The following is a 21,972-nucleotide window of genomic DNA, read 5'->3' as shown; positions in this document are numbered from 1 at the left end:
ATCAGACCGCTCCGCGCGTTTCCACGTAGAGCGAATAAATCGAGTGGCTGCTGGCCATGAAGAGGCGGTTTTTCTTGGGGCCGCCGAAGACGAGGTTCGGGCAGCGCTCGGGCAGGCGGATATGGCCGATGGCCTTGCCAGACGGGTTGAACACCATCACGCCGTCCAGGTCCGCGGCGACCGAGTCGGCCGCGCCCGTGCTGCCCCAGCCGCACCACAGGTTGCCGTCTTCATCGACCTTGAATCCGTCCAGCGCGCCCGCCCCGCCCTCGATCAGCACGGTCGGGTTGGCCAGCCCCTGGCGGGCGGTGACGTCGTAGCGCACGATCTGGCGGCGGTTGTCGGCCGTGCGCGCCACGAGGTAGAGCTGCTTTTCGTCCGGCGTGAATGCCAGCCCGTTGGGAAAGCGCGCCTCCAGCACGCGGTCCAGCCGGCCGGACGGATCGATGCGGTACAGCGCATGCGGGAGCTCGGAGACGGCCTTGTCGCCCTCCCAGTGGCCGCCGATGCCGAACGGCGGGTCGGTGAACCAGACCGAGCCGTCGCTCGGGCAGACGATGTCGTTGGGTGAATTCAGGCGCTTGCCCTCGAAGCGGTCGGCCAGCACGGTGATGCTGCCGTCGTACTCGGTGCGGGTCACGCGGCGGGTCAGGTGCTCACACGCCAGCAGCCGGCCCTGGCGGTCGCGGCCCAGGCCGTTAGAGAAGTTGGAGGGCTGGCGGAACACGCCGGTCTGCCCCGTGGCCTCGTCCCAGCGCACGATGCGGTTGTTGGGGATGTCGGAAAACAGCAGGTAGCGCCCATCGCCGAACCACACCGGGCCTTCGACCCAGCGAAAGCCCGTGGCGATCTGCTCCACGCTGCTGCTGAACAGGCGGTACTTGGCGAACGACGGATCCAGGATCTGCACCGAGGGATCGGGGTAGCGCTGCTGCGGCTTGAAGTCGAACGCCTGGGCCTGCGCGAGGCCCGTGGCCGTGGCGGCCAGCGCGCCGGCCATGAAACGGCGGCGTGATGGCGGGGTCTGGGGGGCGGCGTCTTGTGTCGCTCTTTGCATGGGTTTTGTCTCCGGTCGTGTTTTCAGGAAGCGCGGCGGGCCACATGCCCCGAGGCCGCGCGGGCGGGCAGGCGCATGCGTGCCCACGCACCAAGGCGTCAATGCCTCAAGGCAGATCGACGATCTCGACCCAGTTGGGGTTCTTGCCCGCCGCCACGCGCGTGGGCGTGCCCGGCACCCCGGTGGCTGGATCGATGGGGTGCAGCGACACGCTGTGCGAGTCCTGCCCCGCCGCGATCAGGAAGCGCCCCGAGGAATCGACGGCAAAGCCGCGCGGCGACTTCTCGGTGGGCACCTGGCCGAGCGGCTCGAGCTGCCCGGTGGCCGCATCGACGCGGAAGGTGGACAGCGTGCTCGACGTGCGCTCGGACGCATACAGCGTGCGCCCATCGGGCGACAGGTGCAGGTCGGCCGCCCAGGGCTTGCCGGTGAAGCCCGGGGGCAAGGTGGTGGTGCGCTGCACCTCGCGCAGCGTGCCGCGCTCGGCGTCGTATGCCATCACGTGCAGGGCCGCGTCCAGCTCGTCCACCACGTACATGTACCGCTGCGCCTTGTCCCAGACGAAGTGGCGCGGGCCGGCCTTTTCCGGGGCCACCGCGGTCAGCGCCGGCTCGTTGGCGGTCAGCTTTCCGGTGGCGGCGTCGAAGCGCCAGCTCGACAGATGGTCACCGCCCAGGCTGGTGGCGAACACGTAGCGGTTGGCCGCGTCGGCATGGATGGCGTGCGCGTTGGGCGCCGTGGGAATGAGCTGCTGCACCGCGCCCACCAGCCCGTCCTTGTCGATGCTGTTGACGGTGATCTTGTGGCCCGGGTAGGACGCGGCGAACAGCCAGCGGCCGGTGGCATCGGTGTCGATGTTGGCCATGCTGTCCGCCAGGGCGGCCTCGCCCTGCTTCTTCAGGCGGCCGCTGGCCGGATCGATGGCCAGCGTCACCACGCGGAAAGGCTGCGAGCGCAGCGCCACGTACAGCTGGCGCTTGTTGGGCGAGACCGCCATGGGCATGGCCTGGCCGCCCACGGGCACGGTCTCCACCGGCTGGAGTTTGCCGGCGGCGCGGTCCAGCTCGTACACCGACACGTCCTGGCTGTCGGCGTTCGACACATAGACCCAGGTGGCGGCCGAGGCCGCGCCGCTGGCCGCCATCAGCGTGGCGGCGGCCACGGGGGCCAACGCCACCGCGCGCAGAAAGGAAGAAGAAATCGCCATGGATCGCTCTCTTTCCGGGGTCACTTGACCACCATGAACATGCTGGGCAGCCAGGTCGAGAAGGCCGGCACGAAGGTCACGAGGGCCAGCGCGAAGATCAGCGCGCCGTAGAAAGGCCAGATCGTGCGCATCACCGTGCCCACCGACACGCCGCCGATCGCGCAGCCCACGAACTGGGTGGTGCCCACGGGCGGCGTGTTCAGGCCCAGCGCGCAGTTGATCAGCATGACGATGCCGAACTGCACCGAGCTCATGCCGTAGTGCTGGGCGATGGGCAGGAAGATCGGCGTGCACAGCAAGATGGTGGCCGCCATATCCAGGAAGGTGCCCAGCACGAACAGGATGATGTTGATCAGCAGGAAGATCACCCATGGCGTGCTGGTCACCTGCGACAGCATCTGGCCCGTGAGTTCGGCCACGCCGTACAGGCTGATGAGGTAGCCGAAGGTGCTGGAGATGCCGATCAGCAGCAGGATCACGCCCGTGGTGCGCACCGCCTTCGAGGCCGCCTTGATGAAGTGCTCCCACTTCAGCGTGCGGTACAGGAACACGGTCAGGCCCAGCGCATACAGCACGGCCACGGCCGCCGATTCGGTGGCGGTGAAGATGCCCGAAAGAATGCCCCCCAGGATCAGCACGACGATGAACAGCCCCGGCAGCGCGGCGGCGAACGAACGCCCGACGATCTGCCAGCCCGGGAACGTGCCCGCGGGGTAGCCGCGCTTGACGGCCACAAGGTAGGCCGCGGCCAGGTTGCTGATGGTGAGCACCAGCGCGGGAATCAGCGCCGCGAGGATCAGCGCCGCGATGGACACCTTGCCGCCGGCCGCCAGCGAATAGATGATGAGGTTGTGGCTGGTGGGCATGAGCGCCCCCACCAGCGCCGCGTGCGTCGTCACGTTGACGGCGTAGTCGGCGTGGTAGCCCTCCTTCTTCATCATCGGGATCATCACGGCGCCCATGGCCGACACGTCCGCCACCGGCGAGCCCGAGACGCCGCCGAACAGCGTGCAGGCCACCACGTTGGACATGCCCAGCCCGCCGCGCACGTGGCCCACCAGGTTGCGCGCGAAGTTGACGATGCGGTCGGCGATGCCGCCGTACAGCATCAGTTCGCCCGCGAAGATGAAGAACGGAATCGCCAGGAACGAGAAGATGCCCATGCCCGAGGTCATCTGCTGGAAGCCGACCTCCAGGGGCAGGCCTTCGTACAGCAGGGTGGCCAGGGCCGACAGGCCGATGGAAAACGCCACGGGCACGCCCAGCAGCAGGAACAGCGTGAACGACACGCTCAGGATCAAAAGTGGCACGGTCATGGTTTTTCTCAGCCCCAGGCGGGTTCGACTTCGCGGCCCTGGGCCAGCGCGATGATGTGTTCGATCGAGAACATCACGATCAGGACGCCGGCGATCGCGGCCGGCACGTATTTCCAACCTTCGGAGATCCACAGCGTGGGCAGCCGGTAGTCCCACACCGACTGCGCGAGCGACGCGCAGCTGTAGGCCATCACGGCGCCGAACACGAGCACCAGCGCGTGGATGAGGTATTCCATCTTCAGGCGCAGCCAGTCGGGCGCCAGCACCAGGAACGATTCGAGCCCGATGTGGCCGGCATCGCGCACGCCCACGGCCACGCCGAACATGGTGACGTAGATCACCAGCAGCAGGGCCAGGCTTTCCGCCCAGGTGGGCGTGTTGTTGAGCACATAGCGTCCGAACACCTGCCAGCTCACGGCGCAGATCACTGCGACCAGGCCGAGGATGCCCAGCCACATGCAGACGCGGGCGAGCGTGCGGCAAATTTGGGTATACATGTTGTTATGAGTAAAAAAGGCCCCCGGCACAATATTCACTAGGGCACCATGCTATTGATTTAAGAGCAAAAAAAGCCCACTTCAGGAAGTGGGCAGAAAGGGACTTACTGGGTGTCCTGAACGCGCTTGACCAGGTCCTTGAGCTTGGCGTCCGGGATGAACTTGTCGTACACCGGCTTCATGGCGGCCTGGAACGGGGCCTTGTCGATTTCGATGATCTCGGCACCGCCGGCCTTTACCGTCGCCAGCGACTTGATCTCGCGTTCGGCCCATTGCTTGCGCATGTAGGGCACCGACTCCTTGGCGGCCTGGCGGATCCAGCCCTGCTCTTCGGGCGACAGGCGGTCCCAGGCGCGCTTGGAGAACAGCAGCATCTCGGGGGCCATGGAGTGCTCGGTCTTGGTGTAGTACTTGGCCACCTCGAACGAACGCGAGCTCTCGTACGTGGGATAGTTGTTCTCGGCCGCGTCGATCAGGCCGGTCTTGAGGCCCGTGTACACCTCGCCCATGGGCATGGGGGTGGCGTTGGCGCCCATCGCCTCCAGCATCGACACCCACAGGTCGGACTGCTGCACGCGCACTTTCAGGCCCTTCATGTCGGCGAAGCTGCGCACGGGCTTCTTGGCGGTGAACATCGAGCGGGCGCCGCTGTCGTAGTAGGCCAGGCCCACGAAGCCCTGCTTTTCGCAGGCCTTGAGGATTTCCTCGCCGATCGGGCCGTCCAGCACCTTGTGCAGATGCTCGACCGAGCGGAACAGGAACGGCATCGTGGGCACCACGGTCTCGGGGCAGATGTTGTTCATCGCGCCGATGTTGATGCGCACCAGTTGCAGGGCGCCGATCTTGGCCTGCTCGATGGTGTCCTTCTCGCTGCCCAGGGCGCCGTTGTTGAACACCTTGATGGTGTGCTTGCCGCCCGACAGGGCTTTCAGGCGCTCGCCCATGAACTTGACCGCCGTCACGGTCGGGTAGTCGTCAGGGTGGATGTCCGCGGAGCGCAGCTCGGTGGCCTGCGCGGCGCCGAAGCCCAATGTGAGTGCGGCCAGGGTGGCCAGGGTGGTCTTCAGGAATTTCATTTGTCTGCCTCGTCTCTTTTGCTGTTGGAAATACGTTTTGGGGGAGAAATCGGTAGAGGGACCCAGGCCCCGTTCAGACAGGGGCGGTGAATTCTGGCTCCGGCACGCCCTGCGTACCCGGGCGCAATGCGAAGACACCGCCGGCCAACGGCTGGTCCGACAGGTCCACGCCTGCGGGGCGGATGGAGGTGACGTACAGCGTGTCGAGCTGCGGGCCGCCGAAGGCGCACATGGCGGGCTTTTTCACCGGCACGGCCAGGGACCGGTCGAGCCGGCCATCGGGGGTGAAGCGGTGCACCAGGCCCGCGTCGTTGCCGCAGATCCAGTAGCCACCGTCCACATCGATCGCCGCGCCATCGGGGCGCCCGGGCAGCGGATTCATGTCGGCGAACAGGCGCCGGCGGCTCGGCGTGCCGGTCTCGGTGTCGTAGTCGAAGGCCCAGATCGCCTGCACCTGGGGGTGCGAATCGGACAGGTACATCGTGCGCCCGTCGGGACTGAAAGCGATGCCGTTGGGCACGATCAAATCGCCCAGCGCCAAGTCGGTGCCCGCGCCGGCCGCCATCTCCTGCGCACCGAACCGGTACACCTTGCCCACGCGGGCGGCGGCGCCCATGTCCTGCAGCATGGTGCCGGCGATGAACCGTCCCTGGCGGTCACAGCGGCCGTCGTTGAAGCGCATGCCCGCCCGGGCGTGGTCGGCCGTGGCCAGGCGCTGCGCCTGCAGCGTGCCGGATGCGGCACCGCCCTGTGGCAGGTCGAGCTGGAACCAGCCGCTTTCCAAACCGGCAAGCCATCGGCCGGGCTGCCAGCCCCAGGGTGCGATGCAGGCGACCATCTCGGGTGCCTTCCACTGCGCCTGCTCGCCGGTCTGTGCGGACCAGCGGTGCAGCACGCCCTGGGGAATGTCGGCCCAGTACAGCGCCTGCTCGGCCGCGCGCCACACCGGGCTCTCGCCCGTCGCGCAGCGCGCATCCAGCACCAGTTCCGCGCTGGCGTTCACGGCAGTCATCCTTCGAACGGGCCCTGGGCCGTGAAGGCCCCGCCCTGGTAGATGGCGGCCGGGTCGGTCGGCGCGGGTGCGGGCTGGGCCTCGACCTGGGCACGAAAGGGTTCGGAGCTGTCCTTGGGCGTGAATCCCAGGTGCGCTGCCGCATGGTTGTCCCACCACAGATCGCGGTTGGCGGAGGCGCCATACACCACGGTGTGGCCCACGTCCGGGGTGAACAGGGCCTTTTCGACGAGCTGGGTGAGGTCGTCGTAGCTCAGCCAGGAACTCATCATGCGGCGGTCGCGCGGCGCAGGGAAAGAGGAGCCGATGCGCAGGCTCACCGTCTCGATGCCGTAGCGGTCGAAATAGAAGCTCGCCATGTCTTCGCCGAACGACTTGGACAGGCCGTAATAGCCGTCGGGCCGGCGACGGGCGTTGGCGTCGATGCGCTCGTCCTGGCGGTAAAAGCCCGTCACATGGTTGGAGCTGGCGAACACCACGCGGCGCACGCCGTGGCGACGCGCGCCTTCGTAGATGTGGAACACGCCCTTGATGTTGGCTTCCAGGATCTGCTCGAAAGGCCGCTCGACCGATACCCCGCCCAGGTGCACGATGGCGTCGCAGCCAGCCACCAGCGCGTCCACCGCAGCCTTGTCGGCCAGATCGCAGGGCACTACTTCTTCATCGGGGCCGCGCGACGGGGCCAGGGTGGAGATGTCGGACAGCCGCAGCACCTCGGCATACGGGCGCAATCTTTCGCGCAAGACCTGGCCCAGGCCGCCTGCGGCGCCGGTCAAAAGAAGACGGGGTAAACGGGACGGCTGGCTCATGAAGCTCCTCTGGCTAGTATTTGTCATATGTTGTCATACAACGTTCAGCGATTATCATCACCGCCATGGCCGCACCGATAAAGGGATTACCCGCATACCCCGCCCCCACCGAATCAACGGCCCCGAACCTGTCCCCGGCCCCGGTCCGGCGCGCTCGCGGACTGGCCAACGCCGTGGTCGAAGACTTCTCTGGAAAGATCCGCGACCGGCTGCTGACGCCGGGCGACAAGCTGCCCACCGAATCGGAAATCATGCGCGCCCACGACGTGAGCCGCACCGTGGTGCGCGAGGCCCTGTCCAAGCTGCAGGCCGCCGGCCTCGTGGAAACGCGGCACGGCATCGGCACCTTCGTGCTGCCCCCGCGTGCCGGCGGCGTGTTCCGGCTGGACCCGTCCGAACTCACGGCGTCGGTGGACGTTCTGGCCGTGCTGGAGCTGCGCATCAGCCTGGAAACCGAATCGGCCGGCCTCGCGGCCATGCGCCGCAGCGAAACGCACCTGCAGGCCATGCGCCAGGCGCTGGACGACTTCGAGCGCAACGTGGCCATGGGCGGCGACACGGTGGGGCACGACTTCCGCTTCCACCTGCAGATCGCCGAGGCGACGGGCAACCCGTACTTCGCCGACATCATGAACCACCTGGGCACCACGCTGATTCCGCGCACCCGCATCTCGGGCATCCGCAACGCGGTCCGGGGCCACGAATACCTGAGCCGGGTGAACCGCGAGCACGAAGAGATCTATTCGGCCATCGCTCGCAAGGACCCCGAGTCGGCGCGCGCGGCCATGCGCATCCACCTCACCAACAGCCGCGAGCGCCTGCGCCTCGCGCAGGAGGCGGCCAAGAGCCCGCCGGCTCCGGTGCAAGCCCCCGCCGCCACACCCGAAGCCTGAAACCCAGCCACCGGTCCAAAGGCCGGGCAGCGCGGGTCATCGTTAACCCGAAGAGCCGCGGAAAAGCATCCTCCGGCGCTTGTGCCTTGCTATTTTTAAGTTGTATGATGACGTACAACAAAAAATGATCCAACCCAAGCAAGGAGACATGCAATGACTTTGAACCGCCGCCACGCCATGGTCTATGGTGCCGCCGCCCTGGCCAGCACCACGGCCATGGGCCAGACCGCCAATTGGCCCACCAAAACGTTGCGACTCATCGTGCCCTACCCGCCCGGCGGCAGTTCGGACATCATTGCGCGCGCCATCAGCCAGCCGCTGTCGGACCTGCTCAAGCAGAACGTCATCGTGGAAAACAAGCCCGGCGCCAACGGAAACCTGGGCGCCGACTTCGTCGCCAAGGCGCAGCCCGACGGCTACACCATGCTGCTGTGCGACGTGGGGGCGCTGGCCATCAGCCCCTCGGTCTATACCAAGCTGCCATTCAACCCCTCCAAGGACCTGCGTGGCGCGACCATGCTGGCCTACTCGCCGCACATGCTGGTGGTGCACCCGTCCGTGCCCGCCAACAACCTGAAGGAACTGATCGCCCTGTCCAAGACGGCCGACCTGAATTTCGCCGTCACCGCCACGGGCAGCGCACCGCACCTGGCCGGCGTGGCGCTGGAGCGCGCCAGTGGCGCCCGCTGGCAATATGTGCCTTACAAGGGCGGAGTGACCGCCATCCAGGACACGATGGCCGGCCAGACCCAGGTGCTGATGAACGGCATGCTCGCCACCCTGCCCCACGTGCAGAGCGGCAAGCTCAAGGTGCTGGCGCTGTCCAAGGCTACGCGCATGCCGCTGCTGGCCGATGTGCCCACCATCGCCGAGCAGGGCATCCCCGGCTTCGAGTCCGGCACCTGGCAAGGCATCCTCGTGCCGCGCGGCACGCCCGATCCGATCGTGCAGCGCCTGAACACGGCCCTCATCTCCGTCATCCGCACGCCGGAAATCCGCTCTCGCCTCGCGGGCCAGGGCGCCGAGGTCGTGACCATGGCCGCCGCCGAGCAGGACAAGTTCTTCGAGAAGGAGCGCGCACGCTGGGCCAGTGTGGTGTCGGCGGCGCAGATCCGGCTCGACTGATTTTTCACTTTTCCCTTTTTCCACCCACTACCCCGTACCGCCATGCAACCTCAAGAACTCAAGACCATCATGGGCTCCGGCCTCCTGTCGTTCCCGCTCACGGACTTCGACGCCCAGGGCCAATTCAACGCCAAGGGCTACGCGGAGCGCCTGGAATGGCTGGCCCCCTACGGTGCCAGCGCTTTGTTCGCGGCAGGCGGCACAGGTGAGTTCTTCTCGCTCACGGCGGACGAGTACCCCGGCATCATCAAGACCGCCGTGGACACCTGCCGCGGCAAGGTGCCGATCATCGCCGGCGCCGGCGGCCCCACCCGCTTTGCCATCCAGTGCGCCCAGGCGGCCGAGAAGGCCGGCGCCCACGGCATCCTGCTGCTGCCGCACTACCTCACGGAAGCCGGCCAGGAAGGCCTGGCCGCGCACGTCGAAGAGGTGTGCAAGAACGTGAAGTTCGGCGTGATCGTCTACAACCGCGGCCAGAGCCGCTTCACTCCCGAAACGCTGGCACGCCTGGCCGAACGAAACGCCAACCTGGTGGGCTTCAAGGACGGCGTGGGCGACATCGAGCTGATGAACTCCATCTACATGAAGATGGGCGACCGCTTCGCCTACCTGGGCGGCCTGCCGACCGCCGAGGTATATGCCGCGGCCTACAAGGCACTGGGCACGCCGGTGTACTCGTCGGCCGTGTTCAACTTCATCCCCAAGACGGCGATGGACTTCTACAAGGCCGTGGCGAACGACGATCTGGCGACGCAGCACCACCTGCTGCGCGAGTTCTTCATGCCTTACCTCGAACTGCGCAACCGCATGGCCGGCTATGCCGTCAGCATTGTCAAGGCCGGCGCGAAGATCGTCGGCCACGACGCCGGCCCCGTGCGCGCCCCGCTCACGGACCTCAAGCCCGGCGAAATGCAGGAACTCAAGGCACTCATCGACAAGCTCGGCCCGCAATAAGGCGCCGCGGCTGAAGATCCGGCGCCCGGCCGTGCACGGGCGCCGGTGGGTCAAGCCATCCGCACGGGGCATCCATAAAACCACACCACAACGGAGACAAGAGATGTACAAGAAACTGTTCCTGGCCGCGGCCACGGCCGTCACCCTGCTGGCCCTGGGCGGCTGCGCCACGGCACCGGCCGGCGCGGGCACCGATGCGCCGCAGTCGGTCGCCACCGCGGCCGAGCGCCTGCGGATCGCCATGATCGACCCGTCCCCCGCCGCACTGAACCAGCTCGTCGCAGACGACCTGAGCTATGGCCACTCGGGAGGCCGGGTGGACACCAAGGCCAGCTTCATCAGCGACCTGCTCGACGGCAAGTCCGACTTCGTCACCATCGTCATCAGCGACCAGACCATCAAGGTGGTTGGCGACGTGGCCATCGTCCGCCACACCCTGACGGCCGATACCAACGATTCGGGCAAGCCCGGCAAGGTGCAGATCAAGATCCTGGGCGTCTGGCAAAAGCAAGGCGCCGACTGGAAGCTGCTGGCCCGCCAGGCCGTCCGCGCAGCGCCCTGAGCCCCCCCACGAGAAGGCCGTTTGTGCGGCTTTCTTCTGGGGCTTCGATCCTTTTTGCTCCCTGCGACCGCTTTCACACCGGCCTGCAACCCGAGGCCCTGGATGCGGCGCCGTACCATCCCCGCCCATGAGCACCACACCCCGGCCCCGCCTTCTGCAAATCGCCCGCCTGCCCTTGCCGGCGCTCGAAGCCGACCTGGCTGCGCAGTTCGACATCGTTTGCCTGTCCGACCAACCCGATCCCGCCGCTTTCCTTGCCGAACGCGGCGCTGATTTCACCGGCGTGGTCACCTCCGCATCCATTGGACTGAAACGCGAAGTGATCGACGCCTTGCCGCGTTTGCAGGTCATCAGCAGCTTCGGCGTGGGCTTCGACGCGCTGGACATCGCGGCCGCCAGCGCGCGGGGGATCCAGGTGGGCTACACCCCCGGCGTGCTGAACGATTGCGTGGCCGACCTGGCCTTTGCCCTGCTGCTGGATGTGTCGCGCGGCGTCAGCGCCAGCGACCGCTTCGTGCGGCGCGGCGACTGGACCACCGCCCGGTTCGCGCCCCAGACCCGGGTGTCCGGCAAGCGGTTGGGGCTCGTCGGCATGGGCCGCATCGGACAGGCCGTGGCCGAACGGGCCTCGGGCTTTTGCATGGAGGTCGGCTACCACAACCGCCGGCCCAGCGCCCAGTCCGCCCTGCCCTATTTCGACTCGTTGCTGGAACTGGCCCGATGGGCCGACTACCTGGTGCTGACCGTGGCCGGAGGGGCGGAAACCCGCCATCTGGTCGATCGGGCCGTGCTGGAGGCCCTCGGCCCCCGCGGTTTTCTGATCAACGTGGCACGGGGCAGCGTGATCGATGAGGCCGCCCTGATCGACGCTCTGGCAGAACGCCGCATCGCGGGTGCGGGCCTCGACGTATTCGAAAACGAACCATCGGTACCAGCCGCGCTTCTGGCGCTGGACAACGTGGTGCTGACACCGCACACCGCCAGCGCCACCCATGAAACCCGCCGCGCCATGGCCGACATGGTGCTGGACAACCTGCACGCCTTCTATGCCACAGGTGCTGTCCGCGCCCCGGTGCCCGGCACCGGCACAGCTTGAACCCACTTCGCTCCGCCACTCTCCGAAGCCTACACCCATGCCCACTGCCATGCACACCCCTACCGTCACCGAAGTCCGCGTCATTCCGGTCGCCGGGCGCGACGGCATGCTGCTCAACCTGAGCGGCGCGCACGCCCCGTTCTTCACCCGCAACCTGTTCATCCTCACCGACAGTGCCGGGCGCACCGGAGTGGGCGAAGTGCCGGGTGGCGAAAAGATCCGGCAGGCCCTGGAAGATGTCCGGCCCCTGCTCGTCGGGCAGCCGGTGGGCAACCATCTGGCGCTGCTGCAGCGGGTGCAGGCCGCCCTCGCAGGGCGCGACAGCGGCGGACGCGGCCTGCAGACGTTCGACCTGCGCATCGCCATCCACGCCGTCACCGCCGTGGAGTCGGCCTTGCTCGACTTGCTGGGCCAGCACCTGGGCGTGCCGGTGGCCGCACTGCTCGGAGAAGGCCAGCAGCGCGACCGCGTGGAAATGCTCGGCTACCTGTTCTTCGTGGGCGATGCCGGCCAAACCGATCTGCCCTACGTGCGCGCCCAGGATGTGGATGCCACCGAGAGCGATTGGAGCCGCGTGCGCCATCTGCAGGCCCTCACGCCCGAGACCATCGTGCGCCAGGCCGAGGCCGCGCACGCACGCTATGGTTTCAACGACTTCAAGCTCAAGGGGGGCGTGCTGCGCGGCGAGGACGAAGTCCTGGCCATTCGGGCGCTGCATGAGCGCTTTCCCAAGGCGCGCGTTACCCTCGACCCCAACGGCGGCTGGCTGCTCAAGGACGCCGTTCGCCTGTGCCGGGACCTGCACGGCGTGCTCGCCTATGCGGAAGACCCCTGCGGTGCCGAAGACGGCTTTTCGGGCCGCGAGATCATGGCCGAGTTCCGCCGCGCCACCGGGTTGCCCACGGCCACCAACATGGTGGCCACCGACTGGCGCCAGATGGTGCATGCGCTCTCGCTCCAGTCGGTCGACATTCCACTGGCCGACCCGCACTTCTGGACCATGGCCGGCTCGGTGCGCGTGGCCCAGACCTGCCGAGACTGGGGCCTGACCTGGGGTTCGCACTCCAACAACCATTTCGACGTGTCGCTGGCCATGTTCACGCATGTGGCGGCTGCGGCCCCGGGCAAGGTCACGGCCATCGACACCCACTGGATCTGGCAGGATGGCCAGGGCCTGACACAATCGCCGCTGCAGATCGTGGACGGGCATGTGACCGTGCCGACCACCCCGGGCCTGGGCGTTCAGCTCGACATGGCGGCCGTGGAGCGCGCGCACCAGCTCTATCTCCAGCATGGGCTGGGCGCACGCGACGACAGCATCGCGATGCAGTACCTTCACGCCGGCTGGAAGTTCGATCCCAAGCGTCCTTGCCTCGTTCGCTGACCCGCAAGGCTGGCCTAAACTGCTGTCATGCCTTTTTCACACGCATGGCCTGACAACACCGCCCGAAGCCTGCTGCCCTGGATCTTTTTGGGAGCAACAGCCGGCTGCGGCGCGCAGACCCGTGATGTCACCGGTGAAATCGCCGTCAGCAGTGACCTCACCGAACGGGGTTTCCAGACGCCCATCAAGCGCCCCATCGTCCAGGGGCTGCTCACGCTCTACGATGCGACGGGATGGTCGGCCGGCGCCGTGCTGGGAATGCAGACCAACGGCCGCCGCTACGGCCGGGCGATCGTCCGCCTCGCCTACGACGGTGTGCTGTCCAATGACTGGCAGTACCAAGCCGTCACCCAGTACTACGCCTATCCGGACAACCCCACCGCCCAGTTGCTGGACCGGCTGGAAACGGCCCTGAGCTTCAGCTATCGCGATCTGATCACGGCAGGTGCGTCGGTATTTCGATATCCCCACACCCGGGATGCCGCCCGTCCCATGCGGTGGGCCGTGGATCTGGGCGGTCGTCTACCGATCGACGAGCAATTTTCCTTGACGGGCACCATCGGGCTGGCCGAGGTCCGCCCGCGAGACCGTCATGCGTATGGCAGCGTTGGCGCCGCCTGGCGCCAAGGCCCCTGGCGCGCCTCACTCAGCTATTTGGCCACCGACAGTCGGGCCCGCCCGTTGTCCCCCGGCAACACCGCAGGCCACTGGTCGTTCATGTGGGCCCGTTCTTTTTGAAGCATCCGCAACCTTTTGGTGCATTGCAGGCACACACGTCGCAAGATTCAACCCTCCCAGACGTCCATCCGCCCGCTTCTACGCCATGGCTGCCCTCTCCTTTCCTGACGATTCAGCCGATCTCGAACTGCTGCATGGCATCGCGTCCGGCGATCGCGCGGCGCTAGCAGCGTTGTACCGGGCATACCACCGCCGGCTCTGCCAGTTTCTGACCCGCCTGACCCGCCGGTCCGACCTGATCGAAGAGATCGTTAACGATTGCTTCTGGATCGTCTGGCAGAAAGCGGGCAGTTTCCGTGAAGAGTCGAAAGTCTCTACCTGGATCATGGGCATCGCCTATCGCTGCGGGCTCAAGGCCCTGCGGCAGGACGGAGGGGCGGACATGCCGTCCGTTGCGGACGATGACCCGGAAGTCCAGCCCGATCTGGCCACCGACCCTGGCGAGGCAAGGGAGTTGCGCAACTGGCTCGACAAGGGCATGGAGCGGCTTTCGGTAGACCAGCGTTTGGTGCTGGAGCTGGCCTATACGGGCGGGCATTCGCTGGAAGAAATCGCCGTCATCACCCAGTCACCCGTCGGAACGGTCAAAGCGCGCATGTTCCACGCGCGCGTGAAGCTGCGCAACTTGCTGCCGGCCTTGGCCACCCGCAGCATCGCTCAATAGGATTGCACCATGCCCTCCCGTTTCCCAGATTCCCCGAGCCAGGACCGCTCCCATTTGCTCACCCAGGAGGCCCTGCCCTGGATCGTCAACGGCCGTACCAGCGATGAACAGCGCGCAGAAGTGGAAAAGCACCTGGCCCAGTGCGCCGACTGCCGGGACGAACTCCAGACACAGCAGCAGGTGCAGGCCGCCATGGCATTGCCCCCCACACGCGTGCCCGATGAACAGGCGGGCCTGGACAAGCTGCTGACGCGCATCGAGCTGGATGCCCTTTGCGATCAACCGCTGCCCAAAACCGCCGCAGTTGCACGCCGGCAGGGTGGCCGGCTCACCTATGCCTTGGCCACCTTCGCCGTCTTCCAAGCCGTTGCCTTGGCCTTCATGGGGCATCGCTTGTCCGAACAGGAACCATCGGCGTTCCAGACATTGAGCAGCCCTCCCGCCCCGGGCGCTGCGGCCGTTGGTCAGCCAAACGCCATCCGTGTCGTTCCCGATGGACGCATCACCCTGGCAGACTGGAAGGCGTTGCTGGATTCGTTGAACCTGCAAGTGGTCAGTGGCCCCAACGCGATGGGGGCCTATGCGGTGTCCGCGAAAGACATGCGCCAATCGAATACCCAGGCCCTGGAGCGGCTGCGCAGCACCCCGGGAATGCAGATGGTCGAACCCATCGGAGGCCCGCCATGACCACCCGTCTTCTGACTGCGGCCTTGCTGCTGGCATGCACACTGGCTGGTTGCAGCAGCGTACCGGCGGAACTCCCTCCTGACGCCACGACGCTGCAGCCCTCCGGCGAGGCGGGCATGCGTGCCGACAGCACCCGCTACATCATCGTGGCAGTTCCCAATCCGCTGGAACATGTGCCTGGCCGCGCGGGCACCAGCCTGTCCAGCTATGGCGCCCCACCGCGCTACACCATGGGCAATCGTGCGGCAAGGACAGTCCAGGCCATCGCCGTGGACTACGGCCTGCGGGAAGTGACTGCCTGGCCGATCCCGCCGATGAATGCGCACTGCGTGGTGTTCGAGATCAGCGCCACCGCGTCCCGCGACGCGCTGCTGCACGCGCTTTCGCGCGATGCCCGCGTGCAACTGGCGCAGCCCCTGCAGGACTTTTCGGTCAACGCAGGCCCGGAGCCGGAGGCTTCGTCCGTGGCCTACAACGACCCCTACATGCCCTTGCAACAGGGCTTTGTGGACATGCAGGTGGCACGGGCGCACAAGCTCAGCACAGGCAAAGGAGCGCACATTGCCGTGATCGACACGGGCGCTCAGACGGAGCATCCGGAGTTGCGCGGGCAGATCGATGCCGCCTACAACCTCGTCGATGAAAATGCCGCGGGCTTTCAGCAAGATCAGCACGGGACCCAGGTCGCGGGCATCATCGCCGCGGTGGGGAACAACCTGCAGGGCATCGTCGGTGTCGCGCCCGAGGCGAAGGTAAGCCTCTACAAAGCCTGCTGGTATCCGGCGCATCAGCCAGCAGCCGGTGCACGCTGCAACTCCTTCACCCTGGCCAAGGCGCTCGTGGCCGTGATGTCGTCCGATGCGCGCACCATCAACATGAGCCTGGGCGGCCCGGAGGACCCGTTGCTCAGCACGCTGCTGGGCCAACTGGTCAAACAAGGCCGTGCGGTGGTCGCAGCGCTTCCGTCCAGCGGAGAGCGCACGGGTTTTCCCGCCGGAGTGCCGGGTGTGATCGTCGTGGGAATGGCCGACAACGCCAATCTGGCGGCCAAGGGGGTTCTGGCCGCCCCCGGAAAAGACGTGCTCACGCTGCAACCCCAGGGGCGCTACGACTTCGCCACAGGCTCTTCGATGGCCGCGGCCCACGTGAGCGGGATGATTGCATTGCTCCAATCCAGTGCCCCGCAACTCGACATCACGACGATCAAGAACCTCCTGCTGGACAGCGAAAAAAGTGTGGGCAAGCCATGGATGGTCAATGCCGAGCGGGCGCTGGAATCCCTGCCGAACCAGGGCCAGCGGCTGGCCAAACGCTGACCGGCCACCGACCAGCCATCCATCTGCCAGAAACGCGCCCTAGCCAAAAAGAAAACCCTCCAAGTCCGGATAGGACTTCGAGGGTTTTGCACCAGCCAGCCGATGCCTCCCGGCACCCGCTGACGTGATTACATGTTGTCGATCATGACCTGGCCAAAGCCAGAGCAGCTCACTTGCGTCGCGCCTTCCATCAGTCGGGCGAAGTCATAGGTGACCTTCTTGCTGGCGATCGATTTCTCGATGGACCGGATGATCAGGTCCGCGGCTTCCGTCCAACCCATGTGGCGCAGCATCATTTCTGCCGAAAGGATTTCAGAGCCGGGGTTCACATAGTCCTTGCCGGCATACTTCGGCGCGGTGCCGTGCGTGGCTTCGAACATCGCCACCGTGTCGGACAGATTGGCGCCAGGAGCGATGCCAATGCCCCCCACCTGGGCCGCCAGAGCGTCCGAGATGTAGTCGCCGTTCAGGTTGAGCGTGGCCACCACGCTGTACTCGGCGGGGCGCAGCAGGATCTGCTGCAGGAAGGCGTCCGCAATGCTGTCCTTGATGGTGATGTCCTTGCCCGTCTTGGGGTTCTTGAACTTCATCCAGGGGCCACCGTCGATCAACTCGGCACCGAACTCCTTCGCAGCCAGCGCGTAGGCCCAGTCACGGAAGCCGCCCTCGGTGAACTTCATGATGTTGCCCTTGTGCACGATGGTCACGCTGGGCTTGTCATTGTCGATGGCGTACTGGATCGCCTTGCGCACCAGGCGCTCGGTGCCTTGGCGGGACACGGGCTTGACGCCAATGCCGGAAGTGTCGGGAAAGCGGATCTTCTTGACGCCGAATTCTTCCTGCAGGATCTTGATGAGTTTCTTGGCCTTTTCGGACTCCGCCTCAAACTCGATCCCGGCATAGATGTCTTCCGAGTTCTCGCGGAAGATCACCATGTTGGTCTTTTCGGGTTCCTTGACCGGCGAGGGCACGCCCTTGAAGTACTGGATGGGGCGCAGGCAGACATACAGGTCCAGCTCCTGGCGCAGCGCCACGTTCAGCGAACGGATGCCACCGCCCACGGGGGTGGTCAATGGGCCCTTGATGGAAACCACGTAGTCGCGCACGGCGTGCAGCGTTTCTTCCGGCAGCCACACGTCGGGGCCGTAGACCTTGGTCGACTTTTCGCCAGCGAACACTTCCATCCAGTGAATCTTCTTCTTGCCACCATAGGCCTTCGCCACCGCAGCGTCCACGACCTTCAGCATCACAGGGGTGATATCGAAACCAGTGCCGTCGCCCTCGATGTACGGGATGATGGGCTGATCCGGCACGTTCAACGACATGTCGGCGTTGACGGTGATTTTCTGGCCTTCGGCGGGCACCTTGATGTGCTGGTAGCTGGTCATTGAGCGGGTCTCTCCGGTGAAACGATGAAGGGGCTTCAGCTGGTTGGGCAAACGCGGTACAGCCGGCGATTCTAAGCCTTTAAAAAATCACATATTTCCTGTCAACGGCCTCCGTGACGACGCCGTTGTGGAGGTGCTTCGCGGCACTTCGCGCGGCTCCCATCCGAACCTCTTCAAGGAATTGGCATATATGAAAAAACTCCTCGCTGTCCTGGTTGCTGGTCTGTTCGCCGCTGGTGCTTTTGCACAAGGCGCAACGCCAGCCGCACCGGCAACCCCCGCCGTGACTTCCGCCCCCAGCGCCGAGCCAGCCGCCACCGCCCCCAAGGCGCACGCCAAGGCCAAGGCCAAGAAGCCTGCAGCCCACAAGGTCGCCCACAAGAAGGCCACCAAGAAGCACGCCAAGACGGCTGCCTAAACAATAAGCACCATCGTCGGCAAGGCCTTCAGCCCGCGCCGACGCCCTCCAAAAAAGCCCGCCTCCGCGGGCTTTTTTGCCTTTGGCTGCTACCCTTTCAATTCCCATTGCATTTATGGAAAGCCGGATGATGAAATCCTTTCTCGTGCGCACGGCGAACGGCTCTCAAGAAGCCCTTGCCCCGCTTTTGGCTGCGCTCGTCCTCTCCGTCTGTACGGCGGCAGGCGCCCAGGAATCACCCCAGATGAACCTGCAGCGCGTTGAACTGGGTGCCGGCATGCACCGCATCGACGCACAGGTCGCGGCGTCTCCGCAAGAGCGGCAGATCGGCCTCATGCATCGCAAGGAGATGCCCCAGCAGGAAGGCATGCTGTTCGTGTTCGAAGCGCCTGCCGTCCAGTGCTTCTGGATGAAAAACACGATCCTGCCCTTGACCGCCGCTTTCGTCGCGGACGACGGCACCATCGTCAATCTGGCGGACATGAAGCCGCAGACCGAAGATTCACACTGCTCGGAAAAGCCGGTGCGTTACGTGCTGGAAATGAACCAGGGCTGGTTCTCGAAAAAGGGGATCAAGGCGGGCTTCAAACTGTCCGGCACGCCCTTCGCCCGCCGCTGACCGGCTGAGCAGGTCCACAAGCCCTCCATTAGAGACAGAGGGCATGCCAAAAACAAAAACGGCCCAAAGGGCCGTTTTTGATTGGGCGCGGAACGCTCAGGCGAAGTTGCTTTCAGCAAACTTCCAGTTCACCAGTTTGTCGAAGAAGGTTTCGACGAACTTGGGGCGCAGGTTGCGGTAATCGATGTAGTACGCGTGCTCCCACACGTCGACCGTCAGCAGGGCCTTGTCGGCCGTGGTCAACGGGGTGCCGGCCGCGCCGGTGTTCACGATATCGACGCTGCCGTCGGCCTTCTTCACGAGCCACGTCCAGCCGGAGCCGAAGTTGCCCACGGCACTCTTCACAAAAGCCTCCTTGAAGGCGGCATAGCTGCCCCACTTGGCGTTGATGGCATTGGCCAGTGCGCCGGACGGCTCGCCGCCGCCGCTGGGAGCCATGCAATTCCAGAAGAAGGTGTGATTCCAGATCTGGGCTGCATTGTTGTAGATACCGCCACTGGACTTCTTCACGATTTCCTCGAGCGTCATGCTCTCGAATTCCGTGCCCTTTTGCAGGTTGTTCAGGTTCACCACGTAGGCGTTGTGGTGCTTGCCGTGGTGGTATTCCAGGGTTTCCTGGCTGTAGTGAGGCGCCAGTGCGTCGATCGCATAGGGCAACGGTGGCAGGGTATGTTCCATGGTGCAGTCCTTCGTGGGTTGAAATTCTTGGAATGGGACCGCTGCCCTTCAAGGGCCGGAGCGATCCGAACGGGCATTGTAGAAAGTAATAGCAGCGCCTGCTGTAGGCGAGGGCCAATGGCAGAAAAAGCGCCGCAGCCGCTCCCATTCACAGCAAGCGGCGTGGAGACACCTGCAGATCGATCTCACCGTCGGTCACCGCCGCCCAGACAGCGTCGCCTGGTCGGACCTGGGCCACCTTCGTCACCGGCTGGCCTTGCGCATCGGTGAGCAGTGCATAGCCCCGCTGCAGGACGAGATGCGGGTCCAGCAACTGCAGGCGCAGCGCCGCACGATCCAAGCGTTCGGACTGGCGGGCCATCCGTCTCTGCAGCATCTGCGGCATTTCTGCCTCCAGCGCTCGCTGGTCCTGGGCCAGGCGCTGCATTTTCAATAGCACGCTGTGGCGCATGCGCTCCGCCAGCCGTGCCAGGCGCGTCTGCTGGCGCACCACCAAGCCGGAAGGCCGGCCCAGGCGCTGGGCCACCAGGTCCAGGCGTTGATGGCGCACGTCGAATTGCGCCTGAACGCCGTCCGACAATCGATCGGCCAACAGGTCGATGGCGCCCAGCCAGACGGCCCGTGGCTGGGAGATGAGTTCAGCGGCGGCGGTCGGCGTCGGTGCGCGCAGATCGGCGCAAAAATCGGCAATCGTGAAGTCGGTTTCGTGCCCCACACCGCAAACCAACGGCACCGGACTCTGGACGATGGTGCGAGCCAACTGCTCGTCATTGAATGCCCACAGGTCCTCCATGGACCCGCCGCCCCGCACCAGAAGGATGACATCGATGGTGCACGGGGGCTGGCGGGACGCCGTGCCCTGCGCCCCGTTGCCCGCGTCTACCAGTGCGTAGAGCTTGGACAGCGCGGCACGCATCGACGCGGGGGCATTGGCACCTTGCACCAGCGCTGGCACCAGCGTGACCGGAATGTGCGGCACGCGCCGGCGCAAGGCGGTCACGACGTCATGCAGGGCAGCCGCCCCCGGGGAGGTGACCAGGCCGATGCCACGCGGTATCAGGGGCAAGGGCCGCTTTCGCGCGTTGTCGAAGAGCCCTTCGGCCTCCAGTTGCGACTTCAGCCGAAGGAATTGCTCGAACAAGGCCCCCTGGCCGGCCCGCTGCATGCTTTCGACGATGAGCTGCAGATCGCCGCGCGCCTCGTACACCCCCAGGCGGCCGCGCAGCTCGACCAGTTCCCCGTCCCGCGGGGCGAAGTCGAGCAACAGGGCGGCACGGCGGAACATGGCGCAGCGGATCTGGCCCTGGCCGTCCTTGATCGTGAAATAGCAATGCCCGCTGGACGCGCGCGAAAAGCCCGTGATCTCGCCCTGCACGGCCACGGGATTGAAGCGGGCCTCCAGGGTGTCAGCAATGGCGCGGCATAGCGCCCCAACCTGCCAGATACGTGGCGCCGTTGCGAGGTTCATGCCGTCAGACACCGATGGCGCAAGGGGTTGCAGGCCATTGCCAAGTGGCACTAGTCCACAGCGCGTGAGGATGGCCAATTTGCCTGGCATCCACGCACACATCCCCGCGCATCGCTAGCAGATACGTGCAACCCATTGATTTCAAACGTTTTTTCGGTGCGTTATTTTTCATCAATCTGTCAAATTCACGGGCTGGTGCCGCTTGGCGGGCCATCGCAGCCCGGTTGCCCACAAAGTTATCCACAGAAAATGTGGGTGACGGCAGGGGATGGGAAGGCGCAGAACGGGCCGGGCCGGCCGGCCGTTTTTCGGCACGGACCCCCGCATCAACTGGGCCATAATCGCGGATTGCTTCCATCTGCGCGGAGAGAGAATTGCTGTCGATCATACAAGCCGCAGGCTGGCCGATCTGGCCCTTGATAGCCTGCTCCGTCCTGGCGCTGGCACTCGTCGTGGAGCGCTTCATCGCCCTCAAAACCGCGCGGGTCGCACCTCCCAAGCTGCTGGATGAAGCGATCACCGTGTCTTCCCGCTCCGTTCCCACACCCGATGTGGTGAACCAGCTGGCGCAGAACTCCGCCTTGGGTGAGGTGCTGGCCAGCGGCCTGCGCACGCTCAACAGCAATCCGCAAAGCACCGAAGCCGACGTGCGCGCTGCGATGGAGAGTTCCGGCCGGGCCGTGGCCCACCGCCTCGAAAAATACCTCAGTGCGCTCGCCACCATCGCGTCCGCCGCCCCGTTGCTCGGCCTGCTGGGCACGGTGATCGGCATGATCGAGATTTTCGGCTCCCAGGCGGGTGCTGGGCAGTCCGGCGGCGGCAACCCGGCTCAGTTGGCGCAGGGCATTTCCATTGCGCTGTACAACACGGCGTTCGGCCTGATCGTGGCCATTCCGGCGCTGATCTTCTGGCGGTACTTCCGCAGCCGCGTGGACGCCTATCTGCTGACCCTCGAATTGGCCTCCGAGCAGTTCGTGCGGCACATCAGCCGGCTGCGCAAATAAATCA

Annotated in this window: 24 protein-coding genes; 13 read left to right on the top strand and 11 right to left on the bottom strand. The window is 65.7% G+C overall.

The features are described from left to right. Position 1: 1 nt before the first annotated feature. The 7 genes from AVAK2825_RS17660 to AVAK2825_RS17630 form a co-directional block, all read right to left on the bottom strand. Positions 2–1,057 carry an SMP-30/gluconolactonase/LRE family protein gene (locus AVAK2825_RS17660; RefSeq protein WP_502870560.1) on the bottom strand — a complete coding sequence of 352 codons (1,056 nt, stop codon included), beginning with the start codon at positions 1,055–1,057 and terminating at the stop codon, positions 2–4. Between the two features lie 106 nt (positions 1,058–1,163). Continuing rightward, on the bottom strand, positions 1,164–2,264 hold the full coding sequence (locus AVAK2825_RS17655; protein WP_284401265.1) for a lactonase family protein: 1,101 nt from the start codon (positions 2,262–2,264) through the stop codon (positions 1,164–1,166). Positions 2,265–2,284: 20 nt separating this feature from the next. After that, positions 2,285–3,580, bottom strand: a complete 1,296-nt coding sequence (locus AVAK2825_RS17650) for a TRAP transporter large permease (RefSeq protein ID WP_272569102.1) — start codon at positions 3,578–3,580, stop codon at positions 2,285–2,287. Positions 3,581–3,588: 8 nt separating this feature from the next. Beyond that, complete coding sequence (locus AVAK2825_RS17645; RefSeq protein WP_272569100.1) at positions 3,589–4,077, bottom strand: TRAP transporter small permease; 489 nt, start codon at positions 4,075–4,077, stop codon at positions 3,589–3,591. 104 nt (positions 4,078–4,181) lie between these two features. Beyond that, positions 4,182–5,153, bottom strand: coding sequence for a TRAP transporter substrate-binding protein (locus tag AVAK2825_RS17640; RefSeq protein ID WP_284401250.1), 972 nt, complete (start codon positions 5,151–5,153; stop codon positions 4,182–4,184). A gap of 73 nt (positions 5,154–5,226) precedes the next feature. Beyond that, complete coding sequence (locus AVAK2825_RS17635) at positions 5,227–6,156, bottom strand: SMP-30/gluconolactonase/LRE family protein (protein WP_502870559.1); 930 nt, start codon at positions 6,154–6,156, stop codon at positions 5,227–5,229. Between the two features lie 5 nt (positions 6,157–6,161). Beyond that, on the bottom strand, positions 6,162–6,974 hold the full coding sequence (locus tag AVAK2825_RS17630; protein ID WP_272569096.1) for an NAD-dependent epimerase/dehydratase family protein: 813 nt from the start codon (positions 6,972–6,974) through the stop codon (positions 6,162–6,164). Positions 6,975–7,039: 65 nt separating this feature from the next. On the opposite strand from AVAK2825_RS17630, the gene AVAK2825_RS17625 reads away from it, so the two are divergent. The 10 genes from AVAK2825_RS17625 (at position 7,040) to AVAK2825_RS17580 (ending at position 16,393) form a co-directional block, all read left to right on the top strand. Further along, positions 7,040–7,867, top strand: a complete 828-nt coding sequence (locus AVAK2825_RS17625) for a FadR/GntR family transcriptional regulator (protein WP_284401242.1) — start codon at positions 7,040–7,042, stop codon at positions 7,865–7,867. A 153-nt stretch (positions 7,868–8,020) separates the two neighbouring features. Next, entirely contained in the window at positions 8,021–8,992 is a 972-nt protein-coding gene (locus tag AVAK2825_RS17620; RefSeq protein WP_284401241.1) for a Bug family tripartite tricarboxylate transporter substrate binding protein, read from the top strand. A 42-nt stretch (positions 8,993–9,034) separates the two neighbouring features. Next, positions 9,035–9,946 carry a 5-dehydro-4-deoxyglucarate dehydratase gene (kdgD, locus tag AVAK2825_RS17615; protein WP_284401238.1) on the top strand — a complete coding sequence of 304 codons (912 nt, stop codon included), beginning with the start codon at positions 9,035–9,037 and terminating at the stop codon, positions 9,944–9,946. Positions 9,947–10,049: 103 nt separating this feature from the next. Further along, on the top strand, positions 10,050–10,508 hold the full coding sequence (locus tag AVAK2825_RS17610) for a nuclear transport factor 2 family protein (protein ID WP_284401235.1): 459 nt from the start codon (positions 10,050–10,052) through the stop codon (positions 10,506–10,508). A gap of 127 nt (positions 10,509–10,635) precedes the next feature. After that, on the top strand, positions 10,636–11,604 hold the full coding sequence (locus AVAK2825_RS17605) for a 2-hydroxyacid dehydrogenase (protein WP_284401233.1): 969 nt from the start codon (positions 10,636–10,638) through the stop codon (positions 11,602–11,604). A 49-nt stretch (positions 11,605–11,653) separates the two neighbouring features. Next, positions 11,654–12,988: an enolase C-terminal domain-like protein gene (locus tag AVAK2825_RS17600; RefSeq protein WP_284401231.1), complete on the top strand. Its 1,335-nt coding sequence runs from the start codon at positions 11,654–11,656 to the stop codon at positions 12,986–12,988. Positions 12,989–13,015: 27 nt separating this feature from the next. Next, positions 13,016–13,726, top strand: coding sequence for a TorF family putative porin (locus AVAK2825_RS17595; RefSeq protein ID WP_284401228.1), 711 nt, complete (start codon positions 13,016–13,018; stop codon positions 13,724–13,726). Positions 13,727–13,811: 85 nt separating this feature from the next. After that, the gene (locus AVAK2825_RS17590; RefSeq protein WP_284401226.1) at positions 13,812–14,390 is read left to right on the top strand and encodes an RNA polymerase sigma factor; all 579 of its coding nucleotides are present in this window, start codon (positions 13,812–13,814) and stop codon (positions 14,388–14,390) included. A gap of 54 nt (positions 14,391–14,444) precedes the next feature. Next, on the top strand, positions 14,445–15,077 hold the full coding sequence (locus AVAK2825_RS17585) for a zf-HC2 domain-containing protein (protein WP_284401224.1): 633 nt from the start codon (positions 14,445–14,447) through the stop codon (positions 15,075–15,077). Beyond that, positions 15,074–16,393 carry a S8 family serine peptidase gene (locus AVAK2825_RS17580; RefSeq protein ID WP_284401222.1) on the top strand — a complete coding sequence of 440 codons (1,320 nt, stop codon included), beginning with the start codon at positions 15,074–15,076 and terminating at the stop codon, positions 16,391–16,393. Before AVAK2825_RS17585 ends, AVAK2825_RS17580 begins: the two co-directional genes overlap by 4 nt. Positions 16,394–16,521: 128 nt before the next feature. On the opposite strand, the gene icd is transcribed toward AVAK2825_RS17580, so the two are convergent. Next, positions 16,522–17,781 (bottom strand): NADP-dependent isocitrate dehydrogenase, encoded by a 1,260-nt coding sequence (gene icd, locus AVAK2825_RS17575; protein WP_284401220.1) that lies wholly within the window; start codon positions 17,779–17,781, stop codon positions 16,522–16,524. Positions 17,782–17,971: 190 nt separating this feature from the next. Between icd and AVAK2825_RS17570 the strand changes: the two genes are divergently transcribed. Together AVAK2825_RS17570 and AVAK2825_RS17565 are read left to right on the top strand one after the other, a co-directional pair. Further along, positions 17,972–18,199, top strand: a complete 228-nt coding sequence (locus AVAK2825_RS17570; RefSeq protein WP_284401218.1) for a hypothetical protein — start codon at positions 17,972–17,974, stop codon at positions 18,197–18,199. Between the two features lie 130 nt (positions 18,200–18,329). Beyond that, positions 18,330–18,818 (top strand): DUF192 domain-containing protein, encoded by a 489-nt coding sequence (locus AVAK2825_RS17565; protein ID WP_284401212.1) that lies wholly within the window; start codon positions 18,330–18,332, stop codon positions 18,816–18,818. Positions 18,819–18,914: 96 nt separating this feature from the next. Here the strand turns inward: AVAK2825_RS17565 and AVAK2825_RS17560 are convergent, their stop codons facing one another. From AVAK2825_RS17560 to AVAK2825_RS17550, 3 genes are all read right to left on the bottom strand, one after another. Next, a complete protein-coding gene (locus tag AVAK2825_RS17560) occupies positions 18,915–19,496 on the bottom strand; it encodes a superoxide dismutase (protein WP_272569080.1) in 582 nt (193 codons plus the stop codon). A gap of 148 nt (positions 19,497–19,644) precedes the next feature. After that, the gene (gene xseA / locus AVAK2825_RS17555) at positions 19,645–20,964 is read right to left on the bottom strand and encodes an exodeoxyribonuclease VII large subunit (protein ID WP_284401209.1); all 1,320 of its coding nucleotides are present in this window, start codon (positions 20,962–20,964) and stop codon (positions 19,645–19,647) included. A gap of 4 nt (positions 20,965–20,968) precedes the next feature. Next, positions 20,969–21,352, bottom strand: coding sequence for a hypothetical protein (locus AVAK2825_RS17550; RefSeq protein WP_284401207.1), 384 nt, complete (start codon positions 21,350–21,352; stop codon positions 20,969–20,971). Between AVAK2825_RS17550 and AVAK2825_RS17545 the strand changes: the two genes are divergently transcribed. After that, on the top strand, positions 21,339–21,968 hold the full coding sequence (locus AVAK2825_RS17545; protein WP_272569077.1) for a MotA/TolQ/ExbB proton channel family protein: 630 nt from the start codon (positions 21,339–21,341) through the stop codon (positions 21,966–21,968). The genes AVAK2825_RS17550 and AVAK2825_RS17545 overlap by 14 nt on opposite strands. The last annotated feature ends 4 nt before the right edge of the window (positions 21,969–21,972 follow it).

The sequence above is a fragment of the Acidovorax sp. SUPP2825 genome (assembly GCF_030158995.1).
Lineage (GTDB): Bacteria > Pseudomonadota > Gammaproteobacteria > Burkholderiales > Burkholderiaceae_C > Paracidovorax.
Note: the sequence above shows the minus strand (reverse complement) of the source record. Positions and strands in the feature narration are given on the sequence as shown.